General features: G+C 64.4%; 8 protein-coding genes. All 8 read left to right on the plus strand.

Features of this window, described 5'->3' with window-relative positions:
* The first annotated feature begins 221 nt into the window (after positions 1–221).
* The 8 genes from IC234_RS17695 (at position 222) to IC234_RS17730 (ending at position 15,210) form a co-directional block, all read left to right on the plus strand.
* On the plus strand, positions 222–2,789 hold the full coding sequence (locus IC234_RS17695; protein ID WP_190927268.1) for a T9SS type A sorting domain-containing protein: 2,568 nt from the start codon (positions 222–224) through the stop codon (positions 2,787–2,789).
* 163 nt (positions 2,790–2,952) lie between these two features.
* Positions 2,953–3,519 (plus strand): hypothetical protein, encoded by a 567-nt coding sequence (locus IC234_RS17700; protein ID WP_190927270.1) that lies wholly within the window; start codon positions 2,953–2,955, stop codon positions 3,517–3,519.
* Between the two features lie 59 nt (positions 3,520–3,578).
* Positions 3,579–5,399 carry a DUF885 domain-containing protein gene (locus tag IC234_RS17705; RefSeq protein WP_190927272.1) on the plus strand — a complete coding sequence of 607 codons (1,821 nt, stop codon included), beginning with the start codon at positions 3,579–3,581 and terminating at the stop codon, positions 5,397–5,399.
* Between the two features lie 169 nt (positions 5,400–5,568).
* Positions 5,569–7,362: a DUF885 domain-containing protein gene (locus tag IC234_RS17710; protein ID WP_190927274.1), complete on the plus strand. Its 1,794-nt coding sequence runs from the start codon at positions 5,569–5,571 to the stop codon at positions 7,360–7,362.
* A gap of 105 nt (positions 7,363–7,467) precedes the next feature.
* Positions 7,468–9,093, plus strand: coding sequence for a serine hydrolase (locus IC234_RS17715; RefSeq protein ID WP_190927276.1), 1,626 nt, complete (start codon positions 7,468–7,470; stop codon positions 9,091–9,093).
* Positions 9,094–9,267: 174 nt separating this feature from the next.
* Positions 9,268–11,607 carry a S9 family peptidase gene (locus tag IC234_RS17720; protein WP_190927278.1) on the plus strand — a complete coding sequence of 780 codons (2,340 nt, stop codon included), beginning with the start codon at positions 9,268–9,270 and terminating at the stop codon, positions 11,605–11,607.
* 179 nt (positions 11,608–11,786) lie between these two features.
* On the plus strand, positions 11,787–13,157 hold the full coding sequence (locus IC234_RS17725; RefSeq protein ID WP_190927280.1) for a POT-type proton-dependent oligopeptide transporter: 1,371 nt from the start codon (positions 11,787–11,789) through the stop codon (positions 13,155–13,157).
* A gap of 16 nt (positions 13,158–13,173) precedes the next feature.
* The gene (locus tag IC234_RS17730; RefSeq protein WP_190927282.1) at positions 13,174–15,210 is read left to right on the plus strand and encodes a S9 family peptidase; all 2,037 of its coding nucleotides are present in this window, start codon (positions 13,174–13,176) and stop codon (positions 15,208–15,210) included.
* The last annotated feature ends 53 nt before the right edge of the window (positions 15,211–15,263 follow it).

Genomic DNA, 15,263 nt, shown 5'->3' on the forward strand with positions numbered 1-15,263 from the left:
CAGCTGCCTGATTTTTTTGCTATGACCTCGTTTATGGGAAGTCGCAATGATTAAATTTTAGAAATAGTAATTCCATAATATGGCTTCACATTATGAAGAAAGAGCTTTTTGATGTGCGCTACGTTATTTGACAAAAAAAGGTCATAAAATACTAAGTTTTGTTTATACCTTGCCACCGCAAAATCCTGTACAAAGGGATTTAAACCCAATTTCTCCTATTTATGGCAAACTTTACTTTCACCTTTTTTAGGGCTACTGCTTCGTGGAACAGGAACGCCTCATTTAAAAAGTCGCTCCTGGTCTTCGTGGTGCTACTCTCGTGGTCGCTCGGCGCGGCAGCCCAAACCACTTACTACTGGCGGGGCACAGTAAGTAGCCGTTGGAACGATGCGGGGAACTGGAACACCCAGACTAACGGCAGCGGCTCCACCCGCGCGACCCCGGCCGACGATGACATACTGATTTTTTCAGGAAACATTGGGGCCACTTTCCCCAACCCCATCATTGTAAACTACGGCAATGGCGCCAGCTCAGCTTTCTCGCAAACCGTCGGCAAGCTGCGAGTGGTGAACAGCGCCGACATTAACCTGGCTGGCCCCACAAACGGCAACGACGGCAGCATCATCAACGTAGGCGGCGGGCCGCAGGCCCCCCTTGGAGATGACTTCTTTATAGAGTCAGGTTCGAACATCAGCTTTGTCTCTTCAGGCCAAACCGCTAACCGATTCCTGCACATCAAGTTAGCCTCCGGCCGCAAAGGCTTGGTGGCTGGCAATATTGCTGTCAACTCGGGCAACCTCACTCGACTGCTGGCCACCGACGCGAATGGGTTGGTGTTCACGGGTAGTAGCAACGTCACCGTGTACAGCATCACTGGCAGCCCGTTTGGCACCACAGGCGCCAACACCGTGGTGGGTTCCAACAACAGCCCGCTGGCCAACTTTTCCGACGTAGTGCCGGCAAACGCCGTGACCTTCTCCAGCGGCACCACTTTCGAGCAGAGAGGCGGGACCAATCCCTTCGGCACGGGCACGACGCCGGTGGTGTCGTTCGCACCGGGCAGCAAGTACAAGTACGTCGCCGGCACGTTCTCAGACGTGGGGCAAACGTATGGTTATCTGGAATTTGCCGGCAACCTAACGACTACGGTAGCGGGCAGTCAGCGCCTTACGGTGGCCAACGACCTCACGGCTTCGGCAGGCACCACCAACATCAACGTAACCGGCACAGGTGCCACGGGCGGCGTATTCATCGGCGGCAATATGCAGACGCTGGGCGGGACGCTCAACTTCGTCCCCGCTACTGCTAGCGAATTGAACGTAGACGGTATTACGCTCGTAACCAGCACCATTTCCTACACCCCCACGGTTTCGGGCAACGTGACGCTGAACGGCAGTGTGGCGGTGACGTCTGGGGGCAGCCTCACTTTCAATGGCGCCGTTGCGAACGTGAGATTTCTGGGCAGCAACTTCAACAACGACGGTCTTGCCAATTTTGCACAGGGCTCCAATAGTACGGTATCATTCCAAGGCACCTCAGCCCAGGTCATTGGCGGGGCGTCTTCGACAGCTTTCGGTGCCAACACCTCCTTCGAAATCAACAACCCGGCTGGTGTAACCGTTGGTCGTTCCTTCACCGTGCGGCGTGGCCTGTTGCTGACTTCCGGCCTGCTGTATACCGACCGCGCCTCGGGCAATCTGCTCACCCTGGCCGCCAATGCCACCGTGACCGGAGGCAGCAACGCCAGCCACGTGAGCGGCTACATGGCGCGCCAAACCCCGGCCACCGTGGTGGCCGGCGCTCCCCTCAGCATGCTGTACCCAGTAGGCAAAAATGGGGTGTATCGTCCATTCGTTTTAAACATCACCACGCAAAGCAGCACGAGCGGAATCAACTACGTAGGCGAAATGCAGGATACCCCGCCGACCCAATCGGTGGTGGCGCCTTTGGTGCACGTATCGTATCGCCGCTACTTGCAATTGGCTCCGGACGTGGCTCCTTCGGGTTTCTCGGGCACCGTCACAATGTTCTTTGCAACCGATGATTACGTGAACGACCCGCAGGCCTCCTCCTTCGTAATGGCCAAAAATAACGTGGCCAATGGCGCGTGGAGCAGCATTGGCAATGGCGGGGCTATTGGCACCGCCAACAACGGTCTGCCCGTGAGCGGCTCCCTGACGTCGGCGCCCTTCACCACGTTCAGCACAGGCAGCAACTTCTCGCTGGCCAGCACCGTGGCCTCGGTGGGCTTCCCCGGCACCAACCCGCTGCCCGTGCAGCTGACGCGCTTTGCGGCCAACACCAAAGGCAACGGCATTGCCCTGGACTGGGCCACGGCCACGGAGAAGAACAGCGCCTACTTTGAAGTACAGCGCAGCGCCAACAGCGAAACCTTCCGCACCATTGAAAAAGTGCAGGCCCTGGGCAGCAGCACCACCACGCACACCTACGCCACGCTGGACCGCGCCCCCCTGGCCGGCCTGAACTACTACCGCCTGCGCCAAGTAGATGCCGACGGCAAGGAATCGTACTCGTCCGTGGTGTCGGCCCGCTGGAGCGCCGTTACGGCCGTGGAACTGTACCCCAACCCCAGCAGCGACAAAGTGTACCTGAACGGCCTGGACGGCACGGTGCGTTTCCGCGTGCTGAACGAGATGGGCAAAACGCTGATGAGCGGTGAAACCACCGGCGCCGCAGGCGTGAGCGTGCAGACCCTTCCGGCCGGCATGTACCTGCTGGAACTTGTGACCGAAACCGGCCGCACGGTGCAGCGCTTCGCCCGCCAGTAATTCCGCCCGCACAGCCTACCAAAAGCCCTCGTGTCGCAAGGCGCGGGGGCTTTTTGCGTGGTAGCATTGGGGGCTGAGAGGTGTGCTGCATTGCCCTTTTCTGCCCGCTGCCGTAGTAAAGGGCCGGGTGGCAGCTGATTTTCCTGCCCCTGCATTCATGCCAATGACCGTTTTCCTTTCCGGGCTGCGCACGGCTGGCCGGCTAGCCCTGGTGGCCGGGGCGCTGTGCCTCGGCGCCTGCAGCGGCGGCGCGCCCCTCGAACAATCCAGCGGCGGGTCGGGCCGCTCCACGGCGGTGCAACTCGACACCACGGCCACGCTGCCCACGGAGGCCTGCGGCTTGCTCACGGCGCGGGAGGTGACCGAGCTCACGGGCCAGACCGTGCAGCAACAGGCCCAGGGCGAGGCCTGCCGCTTTGTGGATGCGGCCCGCCCCAGCGGCCCCGACGCGGTGGTGCTGGTGTCGTTGCGGCCCGCCACGGCCTTTGCCATTGCGCAGGCCGGCAACAAGTTCAGCCGCCGCAGCATGGTGCGGATGACGGGCCTGGGACGCGAGGCCTACTACGACGACTACCGCGGTGACCTCTACGTGCAGCTGCCGGAGCGCACGCTCGTCATCGGCATGCCGCGCCGCCTAGAAGACCGGCGGCGTGACCGCCTGGCCATGGAGCTAGGACGGCTGGTACTGGCCCGGTTGGCGGTTCGCACGCCGGGTTTGGCGGCGCCGTAGCCGAGGGCGTGCGGGGAATGACCGGGCTTCGTAGCTTGCGACAACTTTTTCCTGCATTCATGAAAAAAATTGCCCTCGCCGGCCTCGTGGCCGCCGCGCTCGCCTCGGCCTGCAACCAAACCAAAACCACCGAAACCGCCAGCAGCGGCACGGAAAACGCCGGTTCGGCGGTCGACTCGACCACGGGCCTGAACGGCCTGTTCAACGCCTACTGGGAGCAGCAGTCGCGCCTCGACCCGCTCTCGGCCACGGCCTACGGCGACAACCGCTTCAACGACCAACTGCCCAACAACCAGACCCGCGCCTACCGCGACACGCTGCGCGCCTTTTACCAGGGCTATCTGACCAAGCTGCAGCAGTTTGACCGCGACAAGCTAAGCGACAACGACAAAATCAGCTACGACATCTTCGCCTACGAGATGAACCACGGGCTGGCCAGCCTGAAGCTAAACGCGTGGATGCTGCCGGCCAACCAGTTTTACGGCCTGCCCATTTCGTTAGGGCAATTCGGCTCGGGGCAGGGCATTCAGCCGTTTAAAACGGTGAAGGACTACGACAACTGGCTGGGCCGCGTGCACGGCTTCACGGCCTGGACCGATTCGGCCATTGCCAACTTTCGGGTGGGCGTGCGCACGGGCGTGGTGCTGCCCAAAGTACTGGTGCAGCGCATGATACCGCAGTTGCAGGCGCCCGACATTGTGGTAACGGACCCGACCAAAAGCCTGTACTACGGCCCCGTCACACGCTTTCCCAAAGACTTTTCGGACGCCGACAAAACCCGACTGACCGAGGCCTACAAAAAGGCCATCCTCACGGAGCTAGTGCCAGCTTACCAAAAGCTGGGCGCTTTCCTCCAGACGGAATACCTGCCCAAGGCCCGCGCCACCAGCGGCATCGACGCGGTGCCCGGCGGCAAGGAAATTTACGCCTACGACGTGAAGTACGAGACGACGACCGACAAGACGCCCGCCGAAATCTACCAGACCGGCCTGCGCGAAGTGGCCCGCATCCGCCAGCAGATGGAGGCCATCAAGGCCGAAGTGGGCTTCAAGGGCGACTTGCAGGCGTTTTTCAAGTACCTCAACGAAGACCCCAAATTCCGACCCTTCAAAAAGCCGGAGGAAGTGCTGGCGGCGTTTGAAAACATTCACCAGCGCATGTTGCCCAACCTGCAGAAGATGTTCGGGCGCACGCCCAAAACGCCGTTTGAAATCCGTGAGACGGAGAAGTTCCGCGAAGCGTCGGCGTCGGCCGAGTACAACCAGGGGTCGCCGGACGGCTCGCGGCCGGGCATTTTCTACGTGCCCATTCCCGACGCCACCAAGTTTGCCACCACGTCGGGCATGGAGTCGCTGTTTTTGCACGAGGCCATTCCGGGCCACCACTACCAGATTTCGCTGCAGCAGGAAAACACCGCCCTGCCCAAGTTTCGCCGCTTTGGCGGCCAGAATGCCTACGTAGAAGGCTGGGCACTGTACTGCGAGAGCCTAGGGCCGGAGCTGGGTTTGTTCAAAGACCCTTACCAACGCATGGGCGCCCTCGGCGACGAGATGCTGCGCGCCGTGCGCCTGGTGGTGGACACCGGCCTGCACTCCCGCCAAATGACGCGCGAGCAGGCCATTGAGTACCTGCTGGCCAACCTGAGCACTACCCGCGATGAGGCCACCTCCGCCATTGAGCGTTACATGGCCATCCCCGGCCAGGCCTTGGGCTACAAAATTGGCCAATTGAAAATTCGGGAGCTGCGCGCCAAGTACGAGAAGCAGCTGGGCAGCAAGTTCAGCCTCAGCGCTTTCCACGACGAACTGCTGAAAGACGGCTCGATGCCGCTGGCCGTGCTCGAAACCAAGATGGATGCGTGGGCCGCGCGCCAGAAATAAACCCGTTTCGGGTGAAAACCAGAGAGCGACCCGCCGGCCACGGCGGGTCGCTTTTTTGTTGATGCCCGCTTCATAATATCCCGGCAGGCAGGCGCTCGGCGGAGAAAAACCGCTCTCCAATGGCATTCTGACGCATTAGGGCGTACATTGCCAGCTTATTCGCGCGGTAATGGGCAAGTTGGTTTTTGTATTGCTGGGGGGCTGGCTGCTGTGGGCGCGCCCCGCGGCGGCCCAGACGCCTGCGCCCGCCCGCGGCACCAACCCCGCCGGGGTGCTGCTGGCCAGCCTCTTCAATGCCTACTGGGAAGACCGCGCCCGGCTGTTTCCGCTGCTGGCCATGGCCCAGGGCGACAACCGCTACAACGACCGTCTGCCCAACGACCAGACCCAGGCCTTCCGGCAGCAGCAGCAGCGGCTGTACCGCCGCTACCTCAACGACCTGCTCAACATCGACCGGGCCCGCCTTTCGGCCGAAGACAAGCTTAGCTACGACATCTTTCAGTACGAAATGCGCACCCGCCTCGAAGGCCTGCGCCTGAACCTGTGGATGCTGCCGTTTGCCCAGTTCAACAGCGTGCCCAGCCTGCTGGGGCAACTGGGCGGCGGCACCGGGGCCCAGCCCTTCCGCACGGTGCGCGACTACGACAACTGGCTGGCGCGGGTGAGCCGGTTTCCGGCCTGGGCCGACTCTGCCATCGTCAACTTCCGGCTGGGCATGAAGGCGGCCGTGGTGCTGCCCCGCGTGCTGGTGCTGCGCACGGTGCCGCAGCTGCAGGCCTACGTGACAATGGACGCCACCAAAAGCGTGTTTTACGGTCCGGTGACGCGGTTTCCGGCCGACTTTCCGGCCGCCGACAAAGCGCGGCTGACGGCGGCCTACCGCGAAGCCATTCAGGCGGAGCTGGTGCCCACCTACCGCAAGCTAGCCGAGTTTCTGCAAAACGAGTACCTGCCCCAGGCCCGCCGCAGCACCGGCCTGAGCGACGTGCCCGGCGGGGCCGAGCTTTACCGCTACCAGGTGCGCCTGATGACCACCACCGACCGCTCCCCCGACGCCATCTACCTCACCGGGCTGGCCGAAGTGAAGCGCATCCGCGCCGAGATGGAGCTGCTGAAGCGGCGCGTGGGCTTTCGGGGCTCGCTGCCGGCGTTTTTTACCTACCTCACCACCAACCCCCGGTTCAGCCCCTACCAAACCCCCGACGAGGTATTGAACGCCTTTCGCGGCATTCAGGCCCGCCTCTCGCCGAACCTCGCCCGGGCCTTTGGGCGGGCGCCCAAGTCGCCGTTCGAGATTCGGCAGACCGAGGCGTTTCGGGCGGCCACGGCCTCGGCCGAGTACAACCGGGGCGCGCCGGACGGTTCCCGGCCGGGCATTTTTTACGTGCCCATCCTCGACGCCACGCAGTTCAACGTGACCTCGGGCATGGAGTCGCTGTTTTTGCACGAGGCCATTCCGGGCCACCATTACCAGCTGTCGCTGCAGCAGGAAAACACCGCCCTGCCCAAGTTCCGGCGCTTTGCCACCTACCCCGCCTTCAGCGAGGGGTGGGCGTTGTACTGCGAGAGCCTGGGGCCGGAGTTGGGCTTGTTCAAAGACCCTTACCAACGCATCGGGGCGCTGGGCGACGAGATGCACCGCGCCCTGCGGCTGGTGGTCGACGTGGGCCTGCACGCCAAGGGCATGAGCCCGGAGCAGGCCGTGGACTACCTGATGGCCAACGAGCCCATTTCGGAGCAGGAGGCCACGGCCGAGGTGGAGCGTTACCTGGCCCTGCCCGGCCAGGCCCTGACCTACAAAATAGGCGCCCTGAAGCTGCAGGAACTGCGCGCCCGCTACCAGAAGCAGCTCGGCGAGCGGTTTGATGAGCGCGCGTTCCACGACGAGATTCTGGGCGGCGGCAGCATGCCCCTCTCGGTGCTGGAGCGCCGCATGGACGCCTGGGCCGTGCGCCAGCGCTAGGCGGGCCGCTGGCCTTGCGGCAGTTGGAGAACAGAGAAGGCTGAAAAAGAAATAACCGGCTTACATTGGCCGATATTTCTTTTTTTAAGCCAAATTTTTTTTCGAATGGTTTTATTCTCTACTCCTCTTGGCCGCGTCGTGGCGTTGTTCAGTCTGGCCCTGGCCACCACCGTGGGCCCTCCCGCGGCCCATGCCCAAACCGCCCCGCCCGTAACCGCCCCGCTTGACGTGGCCGCGGTGGATGCGGCGGTGGCCGGCACCCTCAAGGGCTTCAACGTGCCGGGCATGGCCGTGGCCGTGGTGAAGGACGGGCAAGTGGTGATGGCCAAAGGCTACGGCGTCAGCTCCCTGAAAACCAAGGCGCCGATGGACGCCAACACGCTGGTCGGCATCGCCTCCAACACGAAAGCCTTCACGGCCGCCGCGCTGGGCTTGCTCGTGGACGAGGGCAAGCTGCGCTGGGACGACAAGGTGACGGATTACATCCCCGAGTTTAAGATGTACGACCCCTACGTGACGGCCGAGTTCACGGTGCGCGACCTGCTCTGCCACCGCAGCGGAATGGGGCTGGGAGCCGGCGACTTGATGTTCTTTCCCGATTCCAGCGACTTCACGGTGAAGGACGTGATTCACAACCTGCGCTATTTCAAGCCGGTATCGTCATTTCGCAGCAAGTTCGATTACGACAACAACCTCTACATTGTGGCGGGCGAAGTGGTGACGCGCGTGGCCAAGCAGCCCTGGGCCGAGTTTGTGGAAGCCCGCCTCGTCAAGCCGCTGGGCATGACGCGCACCGCCACCGATTATTCGCGCCTGCCCGACCCCACCAACGTTATCGACGCCCACGGCCAAGTAGACGGCAAGGTGCAGGTGATTCAGCGCGACCGGGGCGCAATTGCCGCGCCGTGCGGCGGCATGTACAGCAGCGTGAACGACCTGAGCAAGTGGGCCCTGATGCTGCTGGGCGGCCCCGGAGCCCCCGCCCCGCTGCTGAAACCCCAGACGCAGTGGGAGCTGTGGTCGCCGCAAACCATTCTGCCGGTCGGCCCCGGCCCGTCGCCCTACAACACGCATTTTTACGCCTACGGCCTGGGCTGGTTCCTGAACGATGCGCGGGGCTACAAGGTGGTGTCGCACACCGGCGGCGAGGTGGGCATGGTGACGAAAGTGCAGTTGGTGCCCGAGCTGCACTTGGGCATCATCGTGCTTACCAACCAGGAAGAAGGCCTGGCTTTCAATGCCATTACAGCCAACATTCTGGACCATTACCTGGGCGTGACCGGCCAGGACCGGGTGCAGGAAATGCTGGGCTACAAACTAGCCGGGGCAACGAAGGCGGATAAAGCCACCGCCGCCGCCTGGAAACAAGTGGCCTTGGCCCAGAAAGCCGCGCCCAAAAAACCGGACTATAGCGCCTACGTGGGCCGCTACCACGACGCTTGGCTGGGCGACGTGAACGTGTACCAGCAGGGCCCGCAGCTCTGGCTGCGCGCGGTGCGGGCGCCCCGCCTGGTGGGCCAGGTGCTGCCCTACCGCGGCAGCACCTACGTGGTGCGCTGGCGCGACCGCAGCTTCAATGCCGATGCTTTCGCCACCTTCACCCTCGACGACCAGGGCCGCGCCTCGGGCCTGAAAATGAAGCCGATTTCGCCCGCCACCGATTTCAGCTACGACTTTCAGGATTTGGATTTGCAGCGCGTGGCCGAGCCGACGGCGGGCGCCGGGCAGTAAAACACCGCTTCCCAAGCAACCGGGAAGCACAGGCCGCGTCCTTGCTGCTCGTGCCCATGTTTCAAAGAGAGCCCCGGCCACGGGGCTTTCTTTTTGTCCGGTGCCCGGCGCCCATATGCGGCCCCGCGCTACCTTTCCCTTCTCATTCCGAATTCCCGCATTTTGCCCCATTCTATGCACAAGTTTGTTCCGGCCCTGGTTGCGGCCGCGTTTTTTACCTCGGCCGCTTCGGCCCAGCAGCGGCCGGTGCTCACGGCCGAGGACTACGCCCGCGCCGAGCGCGCCATGAGCTACAACACCCAGGCCCTCATCGACCACAGCGCCGGCCAGCCCAACTGGCTGCCGAACGACCGGTTCTGGTACCGCGTGATGACGGCCCAGGGCAGCGAGTTCATCCTCGTGGACCCGGCCCGCAAAACCCGCACCGCCGCCTTCGACCAGGGCAAGCTGGCGGCGGCGCTGTCGGCAGCCAGCGGCAAGAGCTACGAGGGCGGCCGCCTGCCCTTCCGCAGCATCAGCTTCTCGCCCGACGCCAAAGCCATTTCCTTCGCCGCCGCCGGCAAAAGCTGGAAGTACGACGTGGTGAGCGGCAAAATCAATCCCGAAACGCCCCCGGCTACCGCCCCGGCCGCCGCCACCGGCTCGGCCACCGAAGAGGTGTCGCCCGATGGCAAGCTGGCCGCCTTCATCAAGGACTACAACCTGTGGGTACGCAACACGGACACCAACCAGACCACCCAGCTCACGACGGACGGGGCCAAGGACTACGGCTACGCCACCGACAACGCCGGCTGGACGCACAGCGACAAGCCCGTGCTGCGCTGGTCGCCCGACTCGCGCAAAATCGCCACCTTCCGGCAGGACCAGCGCAACGTGGGCGACATGTACCTCGTGACCACCAACGTGGGGCACCCGAAGCTCGACGCCTGGAAATACCCCCTGCCCGGCGACAAGGACATTCCGATGATAGAGCGGGTGGTGGTGGAAGTGGCGTCGCCGAAAGTAGTGCGCTTCCAGATGGCCCCCGACCCGCACCGGGGCTCCCTCTCCGACGACATTTCCAGCAGCGGCACCTTCGACGATGTGGACTGGAGCCCCGACGGCCGCGAGTTGGCGTTCGTGTCAACCTCACGCGACCACAAGCAGGCCAAGCTGCGGGTGGCCGACGCCACCACCGGCGCCGTGCGCGACGTGTTTGAGGAGAACGTAGCCACGCAGTACGAGTCGGGCCAGGGCGCCATCAACTGGCGCTACCTGCCCAGCACCAAGGAAGTAATCTGGTATTCGGAACGCGACAACTGGGGCCACCTCTACCTCTACAACGCGGCCACCGGCAAGGTAAAGAACCAGATTACCAAGGGCAACTTTGTGGTGACGCAGCTCCTAAAGGTGGACGAGAAGAAGCGCCAGCTGTACTTCCTGGCCGATGGCCGCGAGGCCGGCAACCCCTACTTCACGCACCTCTACCGCATCGGGCTGGATGGCAAGAACCTCACGCTGCTCACGCCCGAAGCCGGCAACCACCAGGTCACGATGTCGCCCTCGGGCCGCTACTTCATCGACACCTACTCGCAGCCCGACAAGCCGGGCGTGACGGTGCTGCGCGCCGCCGACGGCAAGCTGCTCTCGACGCTGGAGAAGACCGACATTTCGCGCCTCACCGCCACCGGCTGGAAGGCGCCCACGCCCATCACGGTGAAAGCCGCCGACGGGCAGACCGACCTGTACGGCCTGATGTTCACGCCCACCAACCTCGACCCGAGCAAGAAGTACCCGATTATCAACTACATCTACCCCGGGCCGCAGGGCGGCGGCGTGGGCAGCTGGTCGTTCGTTTCGGCCCGCAACGACAACCAGGCCCTGGCCGAGCTGGGCTTTGTGGTGGTCGTGATTGAGGGCAGCTGCAACCCCTTGCGCTCCAAGAGCTACCACGACGCCTGCTACGGCAACATGGCCGAAAACACGCTCTCGGACCAGGTGGGCGGCATGAAGCAGCTGGCCCGGCAATACGCCTACATCGACCTCGACCGCGCCGGCATCTGGGGCCACTCGGGGGGCGGCTACGCCACGGCGGCGGCCATGTTCCGCTACCCGGATTTCTTCAAAGTGGGCATTTCGGAATCGGGCAACCACGAAAACCGCAACTACGAGGACGACTGGGCCGAACGCTACGTGGGCCTGCTCAAAACCAACCCCGACGGCACCACCAACTACGACAACCAGGCCAACACCACCTTCGCCAAAAACCTGCAAGGCAAGCTCCTGCTGGCCCACGGCCTGATGGACGACAACGTGCCGCCCTCCAACACCCTGCTGCTGATTGAAGCCCTCACCAAAGCCAACAAGAGCTACGACCTGGTGGTATTTCCGAACGCACGGCACGGCTACGGGGCCTACTCGCCCTACATGACGCGCCGCCGCTGGGACTACTTCGTGCAGCACCTGGCCGGCGCCCAGCCCCCGCACGACTACGAAATGAAGCCCAAGCCCGACCCCCGCAACGCGGTGATGTAGGCGAAGGGCTAAGGAAACCGGCATTAGCTCTCAACCGAAGAACGTCATGCTGAGCGGAGCCGAAGCACCTCTACCGCGTAACTAATCCATTGCTTTTGGTTAGTATTGAGGTAGAGATGCTTCGGCTCCGCTCAGCATGACTTTCTTTTGTTTTTCCGGTTAGTTTCCAGTCCCGCCGTATGGTTGCTTCTCCCTCGTCTTCTGACACGGCCCGCTTTCCCCGCGCCCTGCCGTTCATCATCGGCAGCGAGGTGGCCGAGCGGTTCAGCTACTACGGCATGCTCACCATCCTGCCCACGTTTCTGGTGGCGCAGTTTTTCAACCCCACGCAGCAGGGCGCGCTCACGCCCGGGGCCGAGGCGCAGGCCAACGCCCTGGTGCACTCCTTTGCGGCGCTGGGCTACGCCCTGCCGGTGGTGGGCGCCCTGCTGGCCGACTGGGTGCTGGGCAAGTACCGCGTCATCCTCTACCTCTCCCTGCTGTACTGCGGCGGGCACGCCCTGCTGGCCGCTTTTCACGACGACCTGAGCGGCTTCCGGCTGGGGCTGCTGGTGGTGGCCGTGGGCATGGGCGGCATCAAGTCGAGCGTGACGGCCAACCTCGGCGACCAGTTTACCCAGGCCAACGCCGGGCTGCTGCCCAAGGCTTTCGGCTGGTTTCAGATGTCCATCGACGTGGGCGCGGCCCTGGCCACGGTGGTCACGCCGCTGCTCTACGCCCACTACGGCCCGGCGGTGGCCTTTGGCGTGCCGGGCCTGCTGATGGCCACCGCCGCGCTCACTTTCTGGCTGGGCCGCCGGCGCTACGTGCGCGTGCCGCCCACCGGCCTGCGCGCCGGCCTGCGCCAAACGCTGGGCCCCGGCGAGGGCCGGGCGGCCCTGCGGCGCATCGGGGCCGTGTTCATTTTCGTGCCGGTGCTCTGGATGCTGAACGAGCAAAGCTCCTCGGAATGGGTGCTGCAGGCCACGCACCTCAACCGGGAGCTGTGGCCGGGCTTCCGGCCGCTGGCCGAGCAGATTCAGCTCTCGGGCATCGTGTTCGGCATTGGGCTGAACCCGCTGCTGACCTACGGCCTCTACCCGGCCCTGCAGCGGCGCGGCGTGCGCGTGACGCCGCTGCGGCGCATGGGCGCGGGCATGGTCATTGCAGCGCTGGCGGTGGTAATCATCGGCGTGGTGCAGCTGCGCGTCGATGCCGGCGGCCACCCCTCGGCGTGGTGGCAGATACTGGCCTACTGCGTGCTGGTGGGTGGCGTCATCATGGTGGCCATCACGGGCCTGGAGTACGCCTACACCCACGCGCCCAAGGCCTTCAAAAGCCTCACCACGGCGCTGTGGGTGCTTACCATTGCGGCCGCCAACTTTGGCCTGAGCCTGCTCAACGGCAGCATTGCGCGGGGCGGGTGGCTGGCCGGGCTGCACGGCGCCAACTTCTACTGGTTTTCGGTGGGCCTGATGGCCGTGAACGTGACGCTGTTTGCGCTGGTGGCGGCGCGGCTGCCCCAAAAGACGTACGTGGCCCCCGCCGCCGAGCCGCAGTTGGCGAGCTGAGTTGTTACTTCCGGTCATGAAACGTCGGTTGCGGAATTGCTGGTGGCTCTTGGGCCTGTTGTGGTGGGGCGCGGGCGTGCCGGCGGCCCTTGCTCAACGCCCTTTTGCCTTGGCCGACATCGGCCGTCTGGTGAACGTGGGCGACCCGCAGCTTTCGCCCGACGGCCGGCAGATTCTCGTCGTTGTGTCGCGCCCCAACCCCGCCACCAATCGCAACGAGGCCGAGGTAGTGCTGGTAGACGTGGCCACCGGCCAGCGGCGCGTGCTGGTGGCCGGCCGCCCCACCGTGAAGCAGCCGCGCTGGGCCCCCGCCGGCAACCGGGTAGCCTTTCTGGCCCGCGCCGGCACGGGCAAAGACGCGCACACGCAGCTATTTATTCAATCCCTTGCCTCCGGCGAAGCCCGCCAGCTGACCAACGCGGTTGAAAACGTGCAGCTCTACAGCTGGAGCCCAGACGGGCAAACCCTCGCCTACTCGGCCGCCGATGCGCCTACCAAAGCGGCTGAAATCGCTCGTGGCAACGACAGCTTTGAAGTGGGCAACGGCAGCGCGACGCTCACGGCCCCGCCCGCGCCCGACCACCTGTGGCTGGTGCCGGCCAGCGGCGGCCCCGCCCGGCGCCTCACCGCCGGCCCCCTCAGCCTTCCCGACGACTCCTCAGCCCCGTTTGCCTGGGCGCCCGACGGCCGCACGCTGGTGTGCGTGCTGCGCCCCAGTGCCCAAACCGGCGACCAGGAAACCCGGGTGTATATGCTGGACGTGGGCACGGGCGCGGTACGGGAGCTGCCCGGCTCCCCGCACCGCGTCGACCTGCCGGCCTACTCGCCCGACGGGCGTTGGATTAGCTACCAGACGCCGCGCGAGGCGCCGTATTATGAGTCGCTGGAATTTGACGTGGTGCCCGCCGCGGGAGGTGCCGCGCGGCATGTGTGCCGCGGCCTCGACCGCAACCTGCAGCGCGCCTTGTGGAGCCCCGACAGCAAAAGCCTGTTTGTGGGCGGCAACGACGCGGCCACCGTGGCCATCTGGCAGCTGGGGCTGGACGGCAAAAGCCGGCGGCTGCCCCTGGGCGCGGTGTCGCCCAACGGCAGCTACTGGGTGGAAATGGCCGTGGGCCGCCGCAACGCCTTGGCCCTGACGGCCAACGAGCCCGGCCGCCCGGCCGAGCTGTACTACCTGGCCTCGCCCACGGCCAGCCCGCGCCGCCTCACCGATTTCAACCACGAAACCGCGGCCCTGGCCCTGGGCCGCATGGAAGCCGTGGAGTGGACCTCCGACAACCTGCGCCCCGACGGCATCCTGACCTACCCGCCCGATTTTGACCCCGCCCGCAAGTACCCGCTGGTGCTGATGATGCACGGCGGGCCGTCCAACGCCTCGCGGCTGGCGTTTTATGGGCTGGGGCAGGCGGTGGCGGCGCGCGGCTACGTGGTGTTTCAGCCCAACTACCGGGGCAGCGACAACCTGGGCTACGCCTTTCAGCGGGCCATCAGGGAAGATGTCGGCGCCGGGCCGGGGCGCGACGTGCTGGCGGGAATCGCCGCGCTCGAAAAGCGCGGCTGGGTCGACACCAGCCGCATTGCCCTGAGCGGCGCGTCCTACGGCGGATTTATGACGGCTTGGCTCATGGGTGAGTCGCGTCGCTGGCGTTGCGCGGTGGCGGCCTCGGCCGTGGTCGACCTACTGGACAGCTACAACCTGAGCGACAACAACGTGGCCAATGCCGGGCACTACGGTCCTTCGCCCTGGCTCAGCGCGGATAACCTGGAGCGCTACCAGGCACAGTCGCCGCTGTCGCGGGCTAGGCGCTGGCACACGCCCACGCTCATTTTGCACAACGTGCACGACTTTCGGGTGCCCATTGCCAATGCCTACAAGTTTTACCACGCCCTGCGCGACAACGGCGTGCCGGTGCGCTTCGTGGCCTTCCCCATTGCCGCCCACGTGCCCGCCGACCCCGTGCGCAGCGCCGAATGGAACCGGCTGTGGGTAGAATGGCTCGACCTGTACTTGGCGCCTGGAACTGCTTCCGATGCCATTCCGAGCAAGTAAACCCCTTTCCCATTTGAAACATCATCCATTGCTTTCTCTTTAGCCCACATGAA

Source organism: Hymenobacter armeniacus (assembly GCF_014699055.1).
Taxonomy (GTDB): Bacteria; Bacteroidota; Bacteroidia; order Cytophagales; family Hymenobacteraceae; genus Hymenobacter; species Hymenobacter armeniacus.